At 70.3% G+C, this 21,272-nt stretch carries 18 protein-coding genes; 10 read left to right on the top strand and 8 right to left on the bottom strand.

Annotation, left to right across the window (positions count from 1 at the left end):
- Window positions 1-86: 86 nt before the first annotated feature.
- From OHU89_RS53985 to OHU89_RS53975, 3 genes are all read right to left on the bottom strand, one after another.
- Window positions 87-287, bottom strand: coding sequence for a hypothetical protein (locus tag OHU89_RS53985; protein ID WP_331737682.1), 201 nt, complete (start codon window positions 285-287; stop codon window positions 87-89).
- Window positions 288-405: 118 nt separating this feature from the next.
- On the bottom strand, window positions 406-1,434 hold the full coding sequence (locus OHU89_RS53980) for an alpha/beta hydrolase (RefSeq protein ID WP_331737679.1): 1,029 nt from the start codon (window positions 1,432-1,434) through the stop codon (window positions 406-408).
- A gap of 241 nt (window positions 1,435-1,675) precedes the next feature.
- Complete coding sequence (locus OHU89_RS53975; protein ID WP_331737677.1) at window positions 1,676-3,118, bottom strand: aldehyde dehydrogenase; 1,443 nt, start codon at window positions 3,116-3,118, stop codon at window positions 1,676-1,678.
- A 257-nt stretch (window positions 3,119-3,375) separates the two neighbouring features.
- Between OHU89_RS53975 and OHU89_RS53970 the strand changes: the two genes are divergently transcribed.
- The 8 genes from OHU89_RS53970 to ilvC all read left to right on the top strand — a co-directional run bounded on the left by OHU89_RS53970 (window position 3,376) and on the right by ilvC (window position 12,833).
- A complete protein-coding gene (locus OHU89_RS53970; RefSeq protein WP_331737675.1) occupies window positions 3,376-6,129 on the top strand; it encodes an AAA family ATPase in 2,754 nt (917 codons plus the stop codon).
- 253 nt (window positions 6,130-6,382) lie between these two features.
- Window positions 6,383-7,450, top strand: a complete 1,068-nt coding sequence (locus tag OHU89_RS53965) for an alpha/beta hydrolase (RefSeq protein WP_331737673.1) — start codon at window positions 6,383-6,385, stop codon at window positions 7,448-7,450.
- Between the two features lie 116 nt (window positions 7,451-7,566).
- Entirely contained in the window at window positions 7,567-8,325 is a 759-nt protein-coding gene (locus OHU89_RS53960; protein ID WP_331737672.1) for a creatininase family protein, read from the top strand.
- A 231-nt stretch (window positions 8,326-8,556) separates the two neighbouring features.
- Complete coding sequence (locus OHU89_RS53955; protein ID WP_331737671.1) at window positions 8,557-9,417, top strand: alpha/beta hydrolase; 861 nt, start codon at window positions 8,557-8,559, stop codon at window positions 9,415-9,417.
- A gap of 106 nt (window positions 9,418-9,523) precedes the next feature.
- Window positions 9,524-10,399 (top strand): helix-turn-helix domain-containing protein, encoded by an 876-nt coding sequence (locus OHU89_RS53950; protein ID WP_331737669.1) that lies wholly within the window; start codon window positions 9,524-9,526, stop codon window positions 10,397-10,399.
- 70 nt (window positions 10,400-10,469) lie between these two features.
- Window positions 10,470-11,189: an alpha/beta fold hydrolase gene (locus OHU89_RS53945; RefSeq protein WP_405655289.1), complete on the top strand. Its 720-nt coding sequence runs from the start codon at window positions 10,470-10,472 to the stop codon at window positions 11,187-11,189.
- The gene (locus OHU89_RS53940; RefSeq protein WP_331737668.1) at window positions 11,080-11,799 is read left to right on the top strand and encodes a glutamine amidotransferase-related protein; all 720 of its coding nucleotides are present in this window, start codon (window positions 11,080-11,082) and stop codon (window positions 11,797-11,799) included. The genes OHU89_RS53945 and OHU89_RS53940 overlap by 110 nt, the downstream gene beginning before the upstream one ends.
- A 35-nt stretch (window positions 11,800-11,834) precedes the next feature.
- Window positions 11,835-12,833 carry a ketol-acid reductoisomerase gene (gene ilvC / locus OHU89_RS53935; protein ID WP_331737665.1) on the top strand — a complete coding sequence of 333 codons (999 nt, stop codon included), beginning with the start codon at window positions 11,835-11,837 and terminating at the stop codon, window positions 12,831-12,833.
- Window positions 12,834-12,845: 12 nt separating this feature from the next.
- Here the strand turns inward: ilvC and OHU89_RS53930 are convergent, their stop codons facing one another.
- Window positions 12,846-13,310: a hypothetical protein gene (locus tag OHU89_RS53930; protein ID WP_331737662.1), complete on the bottom strand. Its 465-nt coding sequence runs from the start codon at window positions 13,308-13,310 to the stop codon at window positions 12,846-12,848.
- A 74-nt stretch (window positions 13,311-13,384) separates the two neighbouring features.
- A complete protein-coding gene (locus tag OHU89_RS53925) occupies window positions 13,385-13,729 on the bottom strand; it encodes a hypothetical protein (RefSeq protein WP_331737660.1) in 345 nt (114 codons plus the stop codon).
- Between the two features lie 204 nt (window positions 13,730-13,933).
- Between OHU89_RS53925 and OHU89_RS53920 the strand changes: the two genes are divergently transcribed.
- Complete coding sequence (locus OHU89_RS53920) at window positions 13,934-14,506, top strand: helix-turn-helix domain-containing protein (RefSeq protein ID WP_331737658.1); 573 nt, start codon at window positions 13,934-13,936, stop codon at window positions 14,504-14,506.
- Here the strand turns inward: OHU89_RS53920 and OHU89_RS53915 are convergent.
- From OHU89_RS53915 to OHU89_RS53905, 3 genes are all read right to left on the bottom strand, one after another.
- Window positions 14,500-15,495, bottom strand: a complete 996-nt coding sequence (locus OHU89_RS53915) for a Bax inhibitor-1/YccA family protein (RefSeq protein WP_405655285.1) — start codon at window positions 15,493-15,495, stop codon at window positions 14,500-14,502. The two genes, OHU89_RS53920 and OHU89_RS53915, sit on opposite strands and share 7 nt — an antisense overlap.
- An 80-nt stretch (window positions 15,496-15,575) precedes the next feature.
- On the bottom strand, window positions 15,576-16,316 hold the full coding sequence (locus tag OHU89_RS53910; protein ID WP_405655338.1) for a GNAT family N-acetyltransferase: 741 nt from the start codon (window positions 16,314-16,316) through the stop codon (window positions 15,576-15,578).
- Window positions 16,317-16,672: 356 nt separating this feature from the next.
- Window positions 16,673-18,076, bottom strand: coding sequence for an FAD-binding oxidoreductase (locus OHU89_RS53905; protein WP_331737653.1), 1,404 nt, complete (start codon window positions 18,074-18,076; stop codon window positions 16,673-16,675).
- Window positions 18,077-18,443: 367 nt separating this feature from the next.
- Here OHU89_RS53905 and OHU89_RS53900 point away from each other — a divergent pair, with 367 nt between their 5' ends.
- Complete coding sequence (locus tag OHU89_RS53900; RefSeq protein ID WP_331737651.1) at window positions 18,444-21,230, top strand: AAA family ATPase; 2,787 nt, start codon at window positions 18,444-18,446, stop codon at window positions 21,228-21,230.
- The last annotated feature ends 42 nt before the right edge of the window (window positions 21,231-21,272 follow it).

The raw sequence follows: 21,272 nt of genomic DNA, 5'->3' as shown, positions 1-21,272 counted from the left end.
CGGGACCGGCAACAGGAAAGCCCCGCCGTAGAGTGCGGGGCTTTCGAACTATGCGCACACAAGGTGCGTTCAGGTGTGCCAGGTATCTACAGCCCCAGGTCGAGTGCGAGGCAGGAGTAGTACTTCCACGAGCCCTCGGGGTCGTACGACAACGCCTTCACCCCGCCGGACGGCGCGGCCTCGACCTCTGTGGTCATGTCCTCGAGGCGTATGCGCTCGGGGAGGCTGCCGAATCGCGCGTGTCGTACCGCCGCCTCGGCGGCTTCCGTGGTGAGCCCCTTGTTCATGACCGTGCTCCACTTCGTCGATCGTGGATGGCGTCCTGGTTGATTCCTTGGACGACTCTCAGCATGCCTTCGCTTGCGTCACCTGTCAAGGCGGTGACGAATGGCGAGTGCGGACCGGTCACCCCATGGCATCGACTTCGAGGATCGCGGCGGTGAAGGCGTCGGGCCGCTCCTGGGGGAGGTTGTGTCCGGCCCGCGGGACGACGTGGTGCTTCCAGGGCCCGGAGAAGTGGGCCGCGTAGCCGCTGCCGTCGGTCGGCGGGATGACGCCGTCGGCCTGTCCGTCCAGGGTGACGGCAGGAACGGTGATCTTCGGCAGCGCCAGCAACCGCCTCTCCAGGTCCGCGTAGCGGGGATCGCCGGGGGCCGCGGCGAGACGGTGCCGGTAGCTGTGGATCACGACGTCGACGTAGTCCGGGTTGCTCCACAGTTCCGCCGCCTGCGCGAACTCGGCCTCGGTGAACTGCCATTGGGGCGAGTTGCGGTGCCAGACGACCCGCGCCAGGTCCTCCCGGTTGCACTGGAGTCCCTTCCGCCCGCGCTCGGTGAGGAAGTAGAAGAAGTACCAGGTGCCCTCCTCGATCGCGGGCGGCAGCGGCTCCTGGGCGACGGCGAGGTTCTGGATGAGGTAGCCGTTCACGGAGACCACGCCCGTGCAGCGCTCGGGCCACAGTGCCGCGGCGACGTCACCGGCCCGTCCGCCCCAGTCGTATCCGGCGAACAGGGCCCGGGGAAGACGCAGGGCGTCCATGAAGGCGATCAGGTCCGCGCCGAGCGCCGCCTGCTCGCCGGACCGGAAGGTGTCCTCGCGGAGGAACCGGGTCTCTCCGTGGCCGCGCAGATAGGGGATGTAGCAGCGGTAGCCGCGCCGGGCGAGCGCGGGTGCCACCTCGGCGTAGGAGCCGACCGGGCTGAAGGGCCAGCCGTGCAGGAGAATCACCGGTGTGCCGTGGGCCGGTCCGACGTCGTGGTAGGCGATGTCCAGGACGTCGGTGCGGGTATGGCGCACCGGTCCCAGACCACGTGCGGTCCGCCCGGTCGGCGCCGTGTCCGTGCGTGCCGACGCCTGACCCGACCCGGTGACACCGGCGGCTCCGGTCGCCGCTGCCGCCGTCATGGCCTGGGTCAGTCTCCGCCTGCTGATCATGTCGTTTCCTCGCGTTCGATCCGGAGCGGGTGGGACGTATGCACACACACCCACCGCTCGTCACTTGTCTAACAGGTGACTAGGATTCTCGTGACAGGTGTCTCTGTCAAGGAGCCAACGCGGTGGCGCAGCGCCGGAGTTGCTTGTCGAACACGTGTGAATGGAGCTTTCGAGCCATGCCTTTCTTGGTTGACTCGGCCGATGAGCCGCACTCGGCGAGTGCGACGGCGAGAGCTCGAGCTCAGACGGTGATGGTCTTGTACTCGGTGTACGTGCCGAGGCCGACCGCGCCGTACTCGCGGCCGATGCCGCTGGCCTTGAAGCCGCCGAACGGGCCGTCGAAGGCGACGGAGGCGCCGTTGACGGTGACGGTGCCGGTGCGGATGCGACGGGCGACGGCCAGGGCGTGCTCCTCGTCGGCGGACCAGACGCCGCCGGAGAGGCCGTACTCGGAGTCGTTGGCGATGCGGACGGCGTCGTCCTCGTCGTCGTAGGCGATGACCACCAGGACCGGGCCGAAGATCTCCTCCTGTGCGATCCGCATGGAGTTGTCGACGTCGGCGAAGACGGTGGGCATGACGTAGTTGCCCTTCTCCAGGCCCTCGGGGATCTGCGGGCCGCCCGCGACCAGGCGGGCGCCCTCCTCGATGCCGAGCTGGATGTAGGTGCGGACCCGCTCCTGCTGGTCGGGGCGGATCATCGGGCCGATGAAGGTGTCCGGGTCGTTCGGGTCGCCGACCTTCAGCGACTCCACCAGGTCCTTCAGACCGGCCACGACCTCCTCGTACCGGCTGCGCGGGGCCAGGATCCTGGTCTGGGCGATGCACGACTCACCGTTGTTGAGCAGGGAGCCGAACTTCACGCCCGCGACGGCCTTCTCGATGTCGGCGTCGGGGAGGATGATCGCGGCGGACTTGCCGCCCAGCTCCAGGCTGACCCGCTTGAGCTGCTCGCCCGCGATCGAGGCGATACGGCGACCCGCCCCCGTCGAGCCGGTGAAGGCGATCTTGTCGACCTCCTGGTGCGAGATCAGGTACTCACTGGTCTCCCGGTCCGCGGGCAGGACGCTGATCACCCCCTCGGGCAGACCCACCTGCTCCAGCAGCTCGGCCAGGAAACCCATGCTCAGCGAGTTCTCCGGGGACACCTTCAGGACCACGGAGTTGCCCGCGAGCAGAGCCGGGATGATCTTCGAAGTGGCCGAGGAGAAGGGTGAGTTCCACGGGATCACCGCGGCCACGACGCCGATCGCCTCGCGGCGCACCACGCTGCGCAGCGGGGACGCCGGGTCGGAGGGTGTCAGGGTTTCCTCCCAGCCGAACTCCTCCGCCGCCTTGAGGTAGGCGTTCGCCTGCCGGGTCAAGCCAGGCTGTCCGGCGCGGGTGAACCATCCGGCCGAGCCGTTCTCCAGCGCGATCAGGTGCGCGATCTTCTCCGCGTTCTCCTCGCGCAGTGCGTTGAACCGCCGCAGGGCCGCGATGCGCTGCGCCGGCGGGGTCAGACGCCACTCGCCCGCCTCGAAGGACGCCCGTGCCGCGGCAAGCGCGCGGTCGATGTCCGCCGGTTGTGCCTGCGCGGCACGGCCGACCACCGACCGGTCGTGCGGCGAGGCGATGTCGAGCAGCTCCAGGTTGCTCGGCTCGGCCCAGGTACCTCCGATGAACAGTCGGTCGTAGGTGATCATGTGCTTTCTCTCTTCCGTGCTTCCCGTGTCTTCGGTTCGATTTGTTTGAGCGTGACACCTTAAATGTCACTTCACTGTAGCAGTTGCTATCATTAAGCGCCCACAGGAGTGGCAAGTGTGGAATCGGACTCTGGTGTGCCCGGCGTCGCGACAACTCGCCGCGAAAGCAGGGCTCCGCACACATAGGCTCAGGGCGTGCACACATGTGGCTGGTTCTGTGGTGAGGGGAGTGGGGCGCCGTGGAGTCACTCGGGACGATGATCGGCAGGGACGGCGAACGAGGGCGGCTGGCCGCGTTCGTGGCGGCCGCCGAGGGACAGGCGCTTGTCCTCAACGGGGAGACGGGCGTGGGCAAGAGCGCCTTGCTCGATCATGTCGCCCAAGTGGCGACGCAGGCAGGCCACACGGTGGTCCGGGCCGCCGGGGTCGAGGCGGAGTCCGGGCTCCCGTTCGCCGGCCTGCACCAGTTGCTCCACTCCCTGCTGCCCTCCATCGAGGGTCTGGACCAGATGCACCGCGCCGTGTTCGACACCGCCTTCGGGCGGAGCGGCGGGAAGCCGCCGTCGGTGATGTCGCTCGGCATCGCCGTCCTCGACCTGTTGTCCCTGGCCTCCTCGGCGAAGCCACTGCTGCTGGTTCTGGACGACGGCCAGTGGCTGGACGCCTCCAGCATCGCGGTGATCGGGTTCGTGGGGCGCCGACTCACCGGCAACCCGGTGAAGCTCGTGGTCGGGCTGCGCTCGGACATCGCATCGGGCTTCGACACCGCCGCCCTGCCGGAACTGCCGGTCAGGGTCTTGTCGGACACGGCCGCGCGGCAGCTTCTGGACCTGCGCCACCCGGATCTGGACACCTCTGTCCGGCGTCTGGTGCTGGACCAGGCCGGAGGAAACCCGCTGGCCCTGCTCGAACTGCCCGCCCACATCCACGTCGGTCACGCGGAACTCGCGACCGCCGGGCTTCTCGGACTGCACGATGCCTCATTGCCGCTGCCCCGGCGCCTCCAACACGTATACGGCACACGTGTCAAAGAGCTCAGCGACGACGTCCGTGAGGAGCTGCTGCGCGGTGCCCTCGACGGTGTCGGAGCGACATCCGGAACGACGCCCGCACCCGGTCTGGGGCGCTACCGCATGCGCGACGCCGACGAGGCCGTAGCGGCCGGTCTGCTGGACGTCGACCCGCTCAGCGGCGACTTCGTCTTCCGACACCCGCTGGTGCGTTCCACCGTGGTGCAGACGGCCACACCCAATCAGCGGCGCACGGCGCACGCGACCCTCGCCCAGGTGCACCGCGACGACATCGAACGGCGGGCCACACACCTGGCGGCCTCGACGGTCGACCCCGACGAACAGGTGGCGGCCGCACTGGAGGCAGCCGCGGACTCCGCGACCCGGCGCGGCGGCGCGGTGGCCGCCGTCGCCTGGCTGACCCGCGCCGCGGAACTCAGCGAGAGCCGCGAGGAACGGTCCCGCAGGCTCGGCGACGCGGCCTTCGTCGCCGGACACGCGGGGCTCTTCGACCAGGCGCAGCAGCTCATCCGGTCCGACCGGGCACCGGGCACGGACGAGTCGCCGGCCTCCGTCGTCACATCGGCCTATATGACGCTGTTCGAGGACGGAGACGTGCGGCACTCGCACCGCCAGGTGACGGCGGCCATCGAGAACCTGCGCGACCACGAACCGCACAAGCCGTCCGAGGTGCTCACACGGCTCGTGAACCTGCTGCTGGCGATCGACCAGTACGCCGGTGACCGGGCCCAGTGGGAGGAGACCCACGCGTTGCTCGGCTCACTGGGCGATCTGGCTCCGTCGCGGTCTCTGATCTACCGCGACGCGTGGGGCGACGTGGTCCGGCACGGTGCCGGCGTGGGGGAGCGGGTGGAGCGTGAGTTCGCCGACCTCGCGGACATGGAACCCTGGGACATCACCCGGCTGTCCGTCGCCGCCTACCACGTGGACACCCTCAGCCAGTACCGGTCACATCTGCAGCGCACCGTGGACCACGAGGCCGAGACGGGCTTCGCGCGCAACAGCATGACCGCGCTGCACCTGATCATGCTGGACCAGATGGCGGTCGGCGAGTGGGACGAGGCCGAACACACCGGGTCGAGCTGTCTCGAGCTGACGACAACGCACGGATACCTGTTGCTCGCTCATCACACCCGGGCGTATCTGGGTCTGGTGGCGGCGCTGCGGGGTCAGATGGTCCGGGCGCGAGAACTGCAGGCCACGGTCGATGCCTGGGCCCGGCCCCGCGGTGTCGGCTTCCTCACCCAGATCACCGAAGCCATCGGCACCACCGCCGCCCTCACCGAAGGCGACTACGAAGCCGCCTACCTCCACGCCATCGGCATCACACCCCCCGGCACCTTTACCCCCTACGCCCACCAAGCCCCCCGCACCCTCCTCGACCTCGTCGAAGCAGCCCTCCACACCGGCCGCACCGAACAAGCCCGCACCCACGCCCTCGCCGCCCAGCAGGCAAACCTCCCCCACGCCTCCCCCCGCCTTGCCCTCATCACCTACGGCGCCCTCGCCATGACCACCACCGACCCGGCCGAAGCCGACCAGATGTACCAGCGCGCCGAAACACATCCCGCCGCCGCCCACTTCCCCTACGAGCTCGCCCGCATCCGCCTCGCCCACGGCATCCGCCAACGACACACCCAAGGCCCCAAGGCCGCACGGCAGTTCCTCATCCAGGCCGTGGAGGCGTTCGAGCGGCTGGGCGCGTCCACCTGGACCGAGCGCGCCCGGGCCGAACTGAGGGCAACGGGCCTGGCCACGCGCACCACGGCCGCGCAGCTCGCCGAACTGACCTGGCAGGAACGCCGGATCGCCGATCTCGCCGCAAGTGGCCTGACCAACAGAGAGATCGGGGAACGCATGCACCTGTCCCCCCGCACCGTCAGCTCACACCTCTACCGCGTCTTCCCCAAGCTCGGCATCACCTCACGCGCCGCCCTCCGCGACGCACTGGAGAGGTTGGAGGGCGAGCAGGGGGTGTGAGCGCGCGCGGTCGCGAGGCGCTCTCTCAGTCGAATGACTGACACACGGGACATGCCGCGCACCCGGTGTCGCCCTCCGTATCTGACCGTCACATGACTGATGTGTCCGGTTTCGTTGCGGACAAGAGTATGTGCCGCCGGCCCCGCTCTTCACCGAAACCGCCATTCGTCACCTGTTTGACAGGTGACGAATGGCATGCCAGGGTTTCCAGGGCTCGGGCCTGTCACCGAATACGCACGACGGAGGGCTTCACATGATCAACAGGCGTACCTTCAGCAAGGCCGTCGGCCTGGGCACCGGCGCGGCCGCGGTCTCGCTGTCCGGCCTGCAGACCAACGCATCCGCCGCGACGGCCTCAAACACACCGAGCGGCGCTTCCGCTCCCACGGTGCCCACCATCACCCCCGGCACCCACACCGGGTTCGGCACGCTCAAGCACGTCAAGGCGGGTGTCCTGGACATCGGTTACGCCGAGGCCGGCCCGGCCCACGGCCCGGTCGTCGTTCTCCTGCACGGCTGGCCCTACGACATCCACAGCTACGTCGACGTCGCCCCGCTCCTCGCCGACCTGGGCTATCGCGTCCTCGTCCCCTATCTGCGCGGCCACGGCAGCACCCGCTTCCTGTCCCGCCACACCCCGCGAAACGCCGAGCAGTCCGCCATCGCGCTGGACATCATCGCGTTCATGGACGCTCTGAAGATCGACAAGGCCGTCCTCGCCGGCTTCGACTGGGGCTCGCGGACCGCCGACATCATCGCCGCCCTGTGGCCCGATCGCGTCAAGGCCCTTCTGTCCACCAGCGGTTACGTCATCACCGACCGCAAGATGCAGCTGGAGCCCGCCGCTCCGGCCGTCGAGCACAACTGGTGGTACCAGTGGTACTTCGCCACCGACCGCGGCAAGAAGACCATGGAGAACGAGGCCCAGCGCATCGCGCTGTGCCGCTATGTGTGGACCCTCGTCTCCCCCAACTGGAACTTCGACGACGCCACCTTCGCGCGCACCGCCGAGGCCTTCAAGAACCCCGACTACGCCGCCATCGTCCTCTACAACTACCGCTGGCGCATCGGCCTGATCGACGGCGACCGACGCTACGACCGGTACGAGAAGAAGCTGTCCGTCCAGCCCTCCATCGGCGTCCCCACCGTCACTCTCGACCCGGCTCTGGACCCCTTCACCGCACCGGGTGACGGCTCCACGTACCGCCGCTTCTTCACCGGCCCCTACCTGCACCGCACGATCGCGAACATCGGTCACAACCTGCCGCAGGAGGCGCCCACCGTCTTCGCCCAGGCCGTGGTCGACGCCGATCACCTCTGAGTCCCGGCCGCCTCTGAGCGCCGGCCACATCCAAGCGCCGCCGCTTCCAAGATCCGCACCCGCCACCGCCCCGGCGCCCCGCACACCGCGTCGGTCACGCCCAGGAGGAGTTCCTGATGAGCGAAGTCCAGTGGAACCGGCTGACCGCCGCCGAGCTACGTGCCCTCGCGGCGCGGGACGCGGTGGTGCTGCTGCCCATCGGGGCCACCGAGCAGCACGGGCCTCATCTGCCCACCGGCGTCGATGACTTCCTGGCCGCGGAGGTGTGCCACCGGGCGGCGGTGCTGGCCGCCGAGCACACCGGCGTGGTGGTGACGCCTTCCGTGCCGACGGGCCTGTCGGAGCACCACATGGCCTTCGGCGGCACCCTCACGCTCAGCCTGCCCACCCTGCACGCGCTGCTGCGTGACATCAGCCGCTCCGTGATCCGGGCGGGTTTCTCACGCATCCTGATAGTCAACGGGCACGGCGGGAACATGACCGCCCTCAACGCCCTCACGACCGAACTGACCGCGGAACTGTCGACGCCGATCGCGGTCGCCAGCTACTTCGGCATCGGACGGGACGTGGTGCGGGACACCCTGGAAACCCAGGACGGCCTCATGCACGCGTGTGAGGGCGAGACGTCCATGATGATGGCCGCCTTCCCCGAACTGATCCGTGCCGAGCACCTGGTCGAGGCGCACGGGCCGCGGATCACGCTGCCCGCGGAGTCCACCGAGCCGGTGTACATGGCCGTGCCATTCGACCGGATCACCGAGTCCGGGGTCGCGGGCGACGCCCGGGTGGCGAGCCCGGAGAAGGGTGAGCGGATGCTCGCCGGCTGCGCTGCGGCGCTGGCGGACATCATCCTGCGGGATCCGTGGGCGAAGTAGGCCGACGGGTCCGGCGCCGATGCGGTCTGCGGCGCGCGGCCGGGAAGGGCGTCGTCCCCCTTTCTGTCCGCGTCGGGTCCAGGCTCGCACGCCGGGAACCCAAACCTTTCGTCACCACCTTGACAGGTGACGTATCGCATGACAAATTCATCACCAGTCAGGGCGGTGACGACAAACCGGCAGTGCCGGCCCGCCCCACGTACCGAGAAACATTCCTGAGAGGGGTTAGTCGTGGTGAGTATCAAGGGTGGACGCAAGCAGCTGGTGACGGGTGCGGTCGCGACGGTCACGGCGGGTCTCGCGTTCGGCGCGTTCGCCCTCAGCGGCACCGCCAACGGCGCGACCGAGACCGCCGAGGCCGCCAATGCCGGGCGACACACCAAGCCGACCATCGTCCTGGAGCACGGCGCCTTCGCCGACGGCTCCAGCTGGAACGGCGTCATCACGGACCTGCGTGCCGACGGCTACCCGGTCGTCGCCGCCGCCAACCCGCTGCGCGGCCCGGCCTCCGACGCCGCCGCACTGCGCACGGTCCTCGACCACGTCAAGGGCCCGAAGATCCTCGTCGGCCACTCCTACGGCGGCAACGTCATCAGCCAGGCCGCCACCAACGACCCCGAGGTCAAGGCCCTGGTCTACGTCGCCGCCTTCCTGCCCGCCCCCGGCGAGAGCGCCCTGGAGCTCACCAACAAGTACCCGGGCTCCACCCTCCCCGGCACCCTCGACCCGGTCACCTACAAGCAGGCCGACGGCTCCACCGCCACCGACCTGTACATCCAGCAGGACAAGTTCCACCACCAGTTCGCAGCCGATGTGCCCGCCGGGCAGGCCGCCCTGATGGCCGCCGAACAGCGTCCCATCGCCCAGGCCGCCCTGGAGGAGAAGGCCACCACCGCGGCCTGGAAGGCCAAGCCCAGCTGGGACATCATCACCACCCAGGACCTCAACATCCCCCCGGCCGTCCAGCGCTTCATGGCCAAGCGCGCCCACGCGCACACCACCGAGGTCGCCGCCTCCCACTCAGTTGCCGTCTCCCACCCCCACCTGGTGGCCGACGTGATCGAGCGGGCCGCCCGCGCCACCGTCCGCTGACACCCCTCGAAGGGCGACGGGACTCCAGGTCCCGCCGCCCTCGGGCGACGCCACGGACATCGCCGGCACACCTCACACGTGTGCGGTCCGCAGGAGAATGGACGCCATGACCTCACATTCCGGCCCTCGTGCTCTCGGTGCCTTTCTCAGGGCCCGTCGGGCGCAGCTGGATCCTCGGGAGTGCGGCCTGCCGGGAAACGACTCCGCGCGCCGGGTCAAGGGGCTGCGCCGTGAGGAGGCCGCCCAGCTCGCCGAGATCAGCGTGGACTACTACACCCGCCTCGAACAGGGCCGCGTCCGCGCCTCCGCCCCCGTCCTGGCCATCCTGGCCCGAGCCCTGCGCCTCGACGACGACCAGCAGAAATACCTGTACGAACTCGCCGGCCGAACCGACGACCAACCTCGCCACCGCCGACCCGCCCAACGCCTGCGGCCGGCCATGCGCCGCCTCCTCGACCAGCTCACCTACACCCCCGCCCTCGTCCTCGGCAAACGCCTGGACATCCTGGCCTGGAACCCCGCCGCCGTCGCGCTGTACACCGACTTCGCCGCCATCCCGGCCGACCGGCGCAACTACCTGCGCCTGGTGTTCACCGACCCCGCGATCCGGGCGATGCACCAGGACTGGGCCCATGACGCCCGGGACGCGGTCGCCGCTGTGCGCATGGAGGCCGCGGCGGACCCCGACGACCCGGACCTCGCCCGTCTCGTCGGCGAACTGACCATCCAGGACACCGACTTCCGCACCTGGTGGGCCGAACACCGCGTCAACAGCGCCACCTACGGCACCAAGCACTACCGCCACCCCTTGGTCGGCGACCTCACCCTCGACTGCGACACCTGGGCCGGCGCCGACGACTCCGGACAACGCCTCATGATCCTCACCGCCCAGACCGACACCCCCTCCCACGACGCCCTGCGCATCCTCACCTCCTGGACCGCGGAGCCGGCCGAGGCCCCGGCGAGGGACAGAACTCCCTAGCAGCCCGGGCGTGTGAACCCGCACGCCGTCCCCTCTCGTGCTCTTAGGGAAGTGTGAGGAGAGGTGGCACATGCTCGCGTACGACATCCTGGGCAGCGGACCCGCTCTGGTCCTCCTGCCCGGTATCGGGGGCTCCGCGGCCGATACCTGGGAGACGCTGCTCGCCGATCTCGCGGCCGAGTACACCGTCGTGCTGGCCGACCTCCCCGGATCGGGTCGCAGTCCGCTGCCCGCCGGCCCGCTGGAGGCAGGTGCCGTGGCCGACCAGGTGGTGGCCACCGCCCACCGGGCCGGGCTGAGCGACTTCGTGATCGCCGGGACCTCGCTCGGCGCGGCCGGACGTTCGGCGGCGACCTCCTCGCAGTCGCCGCCCCCACCCTGGTCGTCGCGGCCGCAGGAGACCAGTTCGTGGCCCCGGAGCACTCGGCGGAACTCGCCCACGGCGTACCCGGCGCACGGCTGGCCGCCGTCAAGGGCGGCCACGCGGCGGCCGTCGAAGAGCCGGGGCGGACGCTGGAGATCCTCACCGGATTCCTCCGTGACGTCGTCCATCGGCCCCACCCCGGGGTCTCCCCCGCCGACGTCAGATGGCCGACGGCGTCGCGGCCACGGCTCCGGCAGACCGTTCCGGTTCCCCGCCATCCCCGCATACGTTGACCTCCACAGGAATCCGACAAGCCATGCGCGTGCATTTCGTCGTCCACGAAGCGTTCGAGGCTCCCGGGGCCTACGCCCGGTGGGCACTGGACCGGCAGCACACCGTCACCTCCTCCCGGCTCCACGCCGGTGAGAGTCTTCCGCCGGCAGCCGACGACATCGACCTGCTCATCGTGATGGGCGGCCCCCAGTCCCCGGCCACGACCACCGCCGAGTGCCCACACTTCGACGCGGTGGCGGAGTTGTCACTGATCGCCTCCTGCGCGGCGGCGGGCAAGGCCGTCGTCGGCGTCTGCCTCGGAGCACAGCTGCTCGGCGAGGCGCTCGGGGCCCCCTGTCTGCGCAGCCCGGAGCCGGAAGTCGGCTCCTTCCCCGTCACGCTCACCGAGGCCGGCCGCCGGCACCCGCTGTTCGAAGGCTTCGACGCGAGCTTCGACTCCGGGCACTGGCACCACGACATGCCCGGACTCACGGCCGACGCGAGGGTGCTGGCCACCAGCGAGGGGTGCCCCCGGCAGATCGTGGCGTACGGCAGGTTCCTGTACGGGTTCCAGTGCCACCTGGAGTTCGACCGGGACATCGTCGAAGGGCTCATCGAGTCGGCGGAGAAGGAACTCACCGCGCTCGAGGGCCGCTCCTTCGTCCAGCGGCCGGAGGTGTTGCGGCGCAACGACCACCGCGCGATGAACGAACGGCTCGAAGTGTTTCTGGACCGGCTGGTCGCCGACTACTCGGCGGCCTGACCAGTGCCCCCATCTCACACAAGGAGAACCTCCCCATGGCCAAGTTGTTCTACGACGCCGACGCCGACCTGTCGATCATCCAGGGCCGCAAGGTCGCGGTCATCGGTTACGGCAGCCAGGGCCACGCCCACGCGCTGTCGCTGCGTGACTCGGGTGTCGACGTCCGCGTGGGTCTGCACGAGGGCTCGAAGTCCAAGGCCAAGGCCGAGGAGCAGGGCCTGCGCGTGGTGACGGTGGCCGAGGCCGCCGCCGAGGCCGACGTCATCATGATCCTGGTGCCGGACCCGGTCCAGGGCGAGGTCTACGAGAAGCACATCGCCCCGAACCTGAGGGACGGTGACGCGCTGTTCTTCGGCCACGGGTTCAACGTCCGCTTCGGCTTCGTCAAGGCACCGGCCGGCGTGGATGTGTGCATGGTCGCCCCGAAGGGTCCGGGCCACCTGGTGCGCCGTCAGTACGAGGAGGGCCGCGGCGTTCCCTGTCTCGTCGCCGTCGAGCAGAACCCCACCGGGGGCGCCCTCGCGTTGGCGCTGTCGTATGCGAAGGGCATCGGCGGCACTCGCGCCGGGGTCATCGAGACGACGTTCACCGAGGAGACCGAGACCGACCTGTTCGGTGAGCAGGCCGTGCTGTGCGGCGGTACGACCGCGCTGGTGAAGGCCGGTTTCGAGACGCTGACCGAGGCGGGCTACCAGCCCGAGATCGCGTACTTCGAGTGCCTGCACGAGCTGAAGCTGATCGTCGACCTCATGTACGAGGGCGGCCTGGAGAAGATGCGCTGGTCGGTCTCGGAGACCGCCGAGTGGGGCGACTACGTCACCGGTCCCCGCATCATCACGGACGCGACCAAGGCCGAGATGAAGAAGGTCCTCGCCGAGATCCAGGACGGCACCTTCGCGCGTGAGTGGATGGCCGAGTACCACGGCGGTCTGAAGAAGTACAACGAGTACAAGAAGCAGGACTCCGAGCACCTCCTGGAGACCACCGGCAAGCAGCTGCGCAAGCTGATGAGCTGGGTCGACGAGGAGGCCTAGCCCTCACCGCCGTCAGTCGGTCAGTCGGTCCAGGACCACGGTGGCGAGGCGGAGCGCGGCGTGCAGTTCCGTCACCTCGGCGACGGTGGGACGGACGACACCGGACCAGTCGCCGCGCAGGCCCGGCCAGACCGCCAGCAGGACTTGGGCGCCCGCGAGGCCCAGACGGGCCGTGACGTCCGTCCGGCCCTCGTCCGCGGGCGTCCAGGTCAGCAGGACGCGGCCCTGCGGGATGCGGGACGGCCCGCGCAGTGGCATCCAGGTGGCCATGAGCGTGCCCTGCACCGGCGTCACGATCGCGCCCCGGACGTCCGTCGGCATGGGCGTCCGCGTCAGCGTGGACAGCTCGACGGGCACCCCGTCGACGTCGGAGCCCCGTATCAGGGTGAGAACGGGCCGCCCCGCGCTGCCGCCCTTGGCCGGCACGGCCGACGAGTGGTCACAGCGCGGTCGGCCACACCTGTCGTACCTCGTCATGGTCTCTCCCCTCGTGCCCGGTGTGCGAGCTTCGTGGCATGAAGTCTCCCGGGGGTCGGGGCGGGACACATCCGTCATCTGACTGCGGGGTACGTGACCGGCGCTGCGTCCTGTGCCACCCGCTCCAGCAGTCGTGAGGCGTCGGACAGCACGGAGTCGGCGTCCGGTGCGGGGTGCGTGGTCACCTCGTGCAGGTGGGCGAGAAGGCGGGCGAGGCGGCCGTCACCGGCGTATATCAGGGCGACGCTGCCCTCCCACAGGGTCTCGTACAGGCGGGCCGGGGTGAACTGTCCGTCTCCGGCACAGGCCACGAGAAGGCGAGCCGCGAGGGTCCGCTCCAGCGGTCCCGGGGCCCAGAGGCCCTGGTCGAGGTCCTTGGCGAGGGCGTCGGTCAGTGAGGTGAGGTGCTCATGGGGCATGGGAATGGATGGCCTTCTGCTCAGCGCGGGTCATGTGTGTCTACCACACCCCGCCGGACCACATGTCGGTGTAGGTTTCACTCAGAATACGTGTGTCACAACCGCTCCCTGCGGAGACGGCAACATGTGTGACACATCAGCCCCTGCCCGGAGCGGCAGGACGGCGCCTCATGGCATCACCACCGGAGAGAGACCGGAGCATCGATGAGATCGGACGCACAGTTCAACCGGCTGCGCATCCTCGAAGCGGCGGCAGAGGTGCTCGCCGCCCCCGGCGACACCACGCTGAAGTCCATCGCGCGCAGAGCGGGCGTGGGCCAGGGAACCCTCTATCGCCACTTCCCCACCCGGGAGTCCCTGGTGCTCGAGGTGTACGGGGAGGAGGTGGACGAGCTGGTGACCGCCGTGCCCGCCCTGCTGAGCACCCTGCGCCCGCCGCTCGCGCTGCGCGCGTGGCTGGAGCGCCTGCTGAGTGTCGGCACGCGCACACCGGAGTTCGCGGACGCCATGAGCGGGGCCACCGGCATGCTGACCAAGGAGTGCCGGCAGGCGTACCGGCCGCTGCTCGACGCCCTCGCGGCACTGTTGGACGCCAACAAGGCGGCCGGGACCATCGTGCCCGGGACGACGGCCGACGACATGCTCCTGTTGCTCGGCCCCCTGTGGCGGGTCGGCGCGGACGACGAGGCGTGCGCCAGATCGGGGCGCCTGTTCGACGTGCTCATGCGGGGGCTGTGCCCGTCGGGCGACACATGGGAGGTGACGCCCGGTCAGTAGAGTTCCTCGCCGGGGAAGAGGGTGAGCAGCCGCACGGTCTCCACGTACAGCCACGACAGGCTCAGGGTGAGCCCGAACGCGGCGAGCCAGGACCGGTCGCGGGGCACGCCGTACGTGATGCCGTCCTCGATCTTCCTGAAGTGCAGGGGCAGGAAGGACGCTGCGAGGACGACGCCCACGATGCCCACGAAGACTCCGAGGCCTGCGGGGTGCAGACCCAGGGTGTCCGGGCCCGTGAAGGGGAACAGGATCCAGTCCGCCAGGGCGAGGAAGCACAGTCCGAGCAGCGCGGCGCCGACGAAGCCGTAAAGGCGGCGGTTCACTCGCATCCAGTGCAGTTTGTAGGCGAGGAGGACTCCGGCGGAGGTCGCCATCGTCCCCAGTACGGTCTGGACGAAGACACCCGGTGAAAGGTGGCTGGAGACCGTGGCCGACAGCACGCCGAGAAACACACCCTGGAAGGCGGCGAACGTCAGCGCCAGGGTCGCGGACGGCGGTTTCCTGCGGCACTGGATCACCACCAGCGCCGCGGCGACCAGTCCCGCGCCGGCGGCGATGCCGTAGGACGCGACCGCACCGAAGGGAGCGTGCGGCAGCAGCGTCCACGACAGCGCGGCCGCCAGGGTCGTCACCGCGAGCCCCGCCAGCGCTCGGGACAGAACGTCGTCCATCGTCATCAGGTCACCGACGGAGAAGGACAGCGGAGTGGGATCGTCCGCGTAGGCCTGGTCCAGGTCTTTGCCCGTCCCGATCCGGCTCTGCGTGACGGCGATCCCCGCTCGGGGATCCCTGCTCGGGGATCCCTGGCCGCCGTCTTCTGTCCGCCGCGCCGCCTGAACTGCGGCCGGGCAAGTATCGGGTTGCTGCTCTTCAACGAACGCTGCTGCTCGACCGGTGTCACGGCAGATCCTCTTCTCCGTGTCGGCATTTCGTGTGTGTCCCGGGTGCCGACGGGCTTGCCGGAGGTGTCGGCTGCCCTCAGCCTGCATCTCCGGACAAACCATGCGCATCAGTCACTTGACGGTGGATCCGGGGCATACGTCCGAACCGCGAAGGGCAGTCATGGTCCTCAGCCCTTGAGTGCGTAGAAGTGCATCGGGGAGTTCGGCTCGAAGCCGATGCGCGGGTACACGGGTGCCCCGGCGACGGTCGCGTGCAGGGTGGCCCGGGTCAGTCCGGTGGCGCGGGCGCCCTCGTACAGTGCCTTGCGCGTCACCGCCTCGCCGTAGCCCCGGCGCTGCTGTTCGGGGTCGGTGGCGACGAGCACGACGAAGAGCCGGCCCTGTGCCTCGACCGTGGCGGCGCAGGCGACCGGGACCCCGTCCCGCAGCGCCAGGTAGGCGTACACCTCCCCCTTCCACAGCGCGGAGCCCACCAGACCGTCGCGGCCGTCCTCGAGGGGGAAGCCGTAGGCACGGGAGTTGAGGTCCGCGTAGGCCCGCAGGTGTTCGTCGGTGGTCACCCGCTGGAACGTCAGCTCCGGATGGTGAGGTTCGGGGATGGGCAGCAGGTCGCCGGCCATGCCGGTGCCGGGGAAGGCGTAGGCCAGACCCGCGCGTTCCGTCGCCTCCTCCAGTGCCGTGCGCGCCTCGTCCGCGAGCAGGTCCTCGAACAACCACAGGAAGCCCGGGTGTTCCTTGGACCGCATGATGTCCGCCGCCTGCTCCAGACGCTTCTCCAGGAGCACCGCGTCGGCCCCGACCTCGGTCAGGGTGATCGCGTTCCAGAACGCGAAGCGGCAGTCGGCCCAGCGGACGGCGACACCCGGCAGATCCCGTACGTCCGCCTCCTCGTCCCGGTCGAGCACCATGGCCCGCCAGACCGTGGACAGCTGTGCCACGGATTCGACCGCGGCCGTCAGGTCCGTCACGGCAACCCCTCACTCTTTCGTGTGTGTGAAATGTCCTGCGCTCGGTACGACGATCCCCACCGTTCGAGGTGTTCCGACACCGCCGTTCACGTCATATCCACGCCTGGTTCCGGACAGCCCCGGGCTCCCGCTCGGCCCCGCCCCCACAGCGGGTCGAAGCGGGAGCCCGGGGGACGACCGCCCGGATGCGCGCCGGGCCGAAACGGCCGCCGCGGCCCCGCCGCCGATCGACGGCGGGAACCTGCCGCTATCCACACGTATCCGGGGCGGCCACCGGTTCACTTCCGGGCCCGGAATCAGGCGGGCGTGATGTTGTGGTTGAACCGGAAGACGTTGGCCGGGTCGTAGCGCTTCTTGACCGAGACGAGCCGGTCGAACCGCTCCGCCCCGTACACCGCGCGTACTCCCTCGGTGTCGGTCGCCTCGTCCGGCGAAAGGAAGTTGACCATGTTCCGCTCCGCCGCCCAGGGCGCCAGCCCGTCCACGACCCGCGCCAGGTCGGCCCGGAGCGTGTCCGCCTGGTCCGCAGCGCCCACCGCGAACCCGAAGACGACATACGGAAGACCGCGGCTGGGCACCGAGTTGGGGAACGCCGGTGTGCGGTCGAAGGCGCCGCCGAGCGCCCGGATCTCCACGTTCGCCAGAGTGCACCCCGACTCCGCGCCGGTCAGCTCCACCAACGCCTGCGCCGTCTTCTCGGAGAACTCCTCCAGGCAGACACTGCGATCGAAGTACGGCATCGGATCCACCGGGTCCATGTGGATCTCCCCGATCGAGGTGAAGGGCTTCTCCCCCACCAGATCGATCAGCACCGGAGCGGCCGCCCGCAGCGGAGCGACCAGTTCGTCCCCGTCGGCCGCCGACCCCAGGTGGCCGATCCGCAGATGAACCACGAAGGCACCGCGCAGCGGCTCGGGCAGCGCCGGGATGTCGGGCAGGCGCTGGACGCCTATGGACGAGGTCGTCTCCTCCCCCACCGTCGGCAGCCAGGCACGCCAGGCCTGAAGCACCTCGGCCAAGTGCTCGCCCGCGAAGTAGATGCCGCCGCCGTAGAAGCGCGAAACCGGGAACACCTCGAACTCGATCTCGGTCACCACACCGAAGTTGCCCTTGCCGCCCAGCAGCGCCCAGAACAGGTCCGGTTCGCTCCGCGGTGTCACACGGCGCGATTCTCCGTCCGCCGTGACCAGATTCAGCCACCGCACGTGGTCGGCGGCATAGCCGAGCGAGCGTCCCAGCAGCGGGCTCTGGCCTCCGCCCAGCGTGTATCCGACGACGCCGACGTCCGGCGCCGAGCCCACGATCGGGGCCAGGCCGAACTCCGCCGTACGAGGCAGCACATCGCGCCAGCGCACACCTGCCTCGACCCGTACAGTGCTCTCCTGCGCGTCGACGACGATGCTCTGCATCCGCTGGGTCGTGATCAGCAGCCCGCCCTCGGCCGAGGCGACCATCTGATGGGCCGCGGACTTCACCGCGACCGGCAGCCCGTGGCGCGCGCCGAACCGGACCGCCGAGCGGACATCGGGCTCGCTGCTCGCCCCGACCACGATCGCCGGCCGGAGGCCGCAGGTCAGGTTGTACGTGGCGCACTCCGCCTCGTACCCCTCCGATCCCGGCTCCAGCACCGGGCCCGCCACGGAATTCCGCAGAGCCGTCACATCCTCCGGCCCGAAGGTCACACCTGCTGTACCGGACACGTCCGCACTCATCCTGATCACAACCTCACTCACACACAGAGCCGCAGCCTGACGCCACTGAAACGAGTCGGACACCCTCCGCCGTTCACATCGACATGTCCAAGAACGGGTAACACGTGTGCTGCCCGCGGGTGCTTCGGCGGCGCGCCGGGCGGGGGCGGGATCTCCGGCGTCGGCTCCGGGCCGCGGCCGCGCGGGCCCGACGGCCCACGTGGCCCCCGAAGTCCGTCAAGCCCACCGACATGGGCGAAATCTGGACGTCCTTTACACTGCAGTGATTGCATGGGCCGCACGGAGCCGGGTGCAGGCGCAGCCAGGCCGGCGGACGGCGCCAGGCCTCCAGACGTCAGCCGTTGGAGGCAGCTCGATGAATGACCTGGACTCGACCGTCTGTCCAGCCTCGACACGGCTGGTCGGACGCGGCCGGGACCTCGCGTTCATCCACTCCTTCTTCGGCAATTCCGAGGTCCACGGTGCGGCTCTGCTGCTCTCGGGCGAGGCGGGGGTGGGCAAGTCCGCCCTGCTCGACGCAGTGGCGACCGGTGCCGCGCACAACGGCGTCCGCGTGCTGCGCGCGGCCGGTGTGCAGTTCGAGGCGGACATCAGCTACGCCGGTCTCAACCAGCTCCTCGTGCCGCTCTTCGACGACTTCGACATCCTGGACACCGTCCACCGCGACGCCCTGCGGGTCGCCATCGGCATCGGCGGCGGTCCGGCGCCCGACCGTCTGCTGACCTCCACCGCGGTTCTTCTGCTGCTCCGGCTGATTTCCGCCCGGACACCGCTCCTGATCGTCGTCGACGACCTGCCGTGGCTGGACCGGGCGACCAACTCCGTGCTGGGCTTCGTGGCCCGGCGGCTCGTCGGCAGCCGTATCGGCTTCCTCGCGGCCTCCCGTACGGACTCCGACAGCTTCTTCGAGTCCAGCGGTCTGACCGAGCGGCGGCTGGAGCCGCTGGACGACGCTTCCTCGGCCCAGCTGCTCGCCCTCGCGCACCCCGACGTCTCCCCCGCCGTACGGCGCCGCATCGCGACCGAGGCACGCGGCAACCCGCTGGCGCTGGTGGAGCTGCCGATGGCGCTCTCCCCAGAGCAGCGCGCGACTCTGGCGGCGGTGCCCACCGTGCTGCCCCTGAGCGAGCGGTTGCAGGCGATGTTCGCCTCGCGTGTGGCCGGTCTGTCCGACCGCAGTCGGCACATGCTGCTGCTCGCGGCCCTCGACGGAACCGGTGACCTGGCCGCCGTCGAGGCCGCCGCGGCCGACCGGGCCGGTGTCGACGACCTCACGCCCGCGGTGCAGAACCGGCTGGTGACGATCTCGGCCGACAACCGACGGCTGTCCTTCCGGCATCCGCTGATCGGCTCCGCGGTGGTGGAGCTGGCGACCGCCGCCGAACGCAGACGGGCCCATCAGGCGCTCGCCGATGTGCTCGGCGACCAGCTGGAGCGCCGCGCCTGGCATCTGGGAGAGGCCACGGTGGGCCGGGACGAAACCGTCGCGGCCCTGCTGGAGGAGGCCGCGCGCCGCCGGCTGCGGCGCGGCGACGCGCTCGGCGCGGTGGCGGCGCTGACCCGTGCCGCCGGGCTCAGCCCCGCGGCGTCCGACGAGAGCCGCCGGCTGGCGGAGGCGGCCTATGTCGGCGTGGACTCCGGCGGAGAGCTGGAGGACGCCTCGCGACTGCTCGCCGGAGCCCAGGCCCATCCCACCGGGCAGCAGTCGCTGCACGCGGCGGCCGCATCCGCGTTCCTGCTGATCAACAGGGACGGTGACATCGACACCGCGTACCGGCTGCTGGTCGGGGCGATCGAGTCCGGGGAGCACGGCTACGCCGCCTCGGACGACGCCCTCATCGAGGCCCTGCACGTCCTGGTGCTGCTGTGCTGGTACGGCGGCGACCCGAAACTGTGGGAGCCGCTGCTGGGGTTCGTGGACCGGCTGACCCCCGAACCGCCCGAGCTGCTCTCTGTGCTCACGCAGACCTTCGCCGACCCGGCACGCACCGGTGCCGCGGCGCTGCCCCGCCTGACGGAGCTGATCGCGACCGTGGGGGACGACCCGACCCGTGTGATCCGCATCGGTACCGCCTCGGTCTTCCCGGAGCGGCTCGGAGACTTCCGGTGGGCCACACACCGGCTGGCGGAGCAGGGCCGCGCCGGCACCGCGCCCGTCCGCCGCCACCTGGGCGCGCTGATGCACCTGGGCCTGGACTACTTCCACCTGGGCCGGTGGGACGACGCCGCGCAGCTGGCGGCCGAGGGGCTCACCCTGTGCGAGAACCACGACTACCGGTTCTTCGCGTGGTACTTCCAGTACATCCAGGCCGCCGTGGCCGCGGCGCAGGGCGACGCGGCCACCAGTGCCGCGCTGACCGAGGAGATCGTCCGGTGGGCGATGCCCCGCGGGACCCACGGCGCACGGTTCTTCGCCTGCCACGCCAGGGCGCTGGCCGCCCTCGGCAGCGGCGACTTCGAGACCGCCTACCAGCATGCCTGCACGCTCAGCCCGCCCGGGACCGTGGCCCCCTACGTCCCGATCGCCATGTGGGGCACGATGGATCTGGTCGAGGCGGCCGTCCGGACCGGCCGGGAGAAGGAGGCCGCGGCGCACGCGGCCGCGATGCGCGCGTCCTCGATGGCCGGGCTGTCGCCCCGCCTGGAGCTGCTGGTGCTGGCCTGCGAGGCGCTGACCACGCCCGGGAAGGCGGCGCTCGCCCTCTTCGAGCGGGCGCTGGCTCTGCCCGATCCGGAACGCCGGCCCTTCGACGTGGCACGGGTGCGGCTCTATTACGGCGAACGTCTGCGGCGGCTGCGGGCCACGTCGGAGGCCCGGGAGCAGCTGTCCCGGGCCCTGGAGGCCTTCCAGCGTCTGGGGGCCAAGCCCTGGGCGGCGCGTACCGCGGCGGAGCTGCGGGCCGGCGGCCAGTCCGCGCCGGCCGCCGCCAGACCGGGAGCCGTGGCGCTGACCGCTCAGGAACTGCAGATCGCCACGCTCGCGGCGACCGGACTGACCAACAAGCAGATCGCCGAGCGGCTGTTCCTGTCCCATCGGACCATCGGCACGCACCTGTACCAGATCTATCCCAAGCTGGGCATCACCTCGCGGGCCGCGCTGCGGGACGCGCTCTCCGGACTCGACGCGAACGACGACGGCTGACCCCTGCGGACGAGGACCGACTTCGTCGTTTCCCTCAGTCAT

The sequence above is a fragment of the Streptomyces sp. NBC_00019 genome (assembly GCF_045041015.1).
In the GTDB taxonomy this organism is placed as follows: domain Bacteria; phylum Actinomycetota; class Actinomycetes; order Streptomycetales; family Streptomycetaceae; genus Streptomyces.
This window is presented reverse-complemented; position numbering and strand designations above follow the sequence as displayed.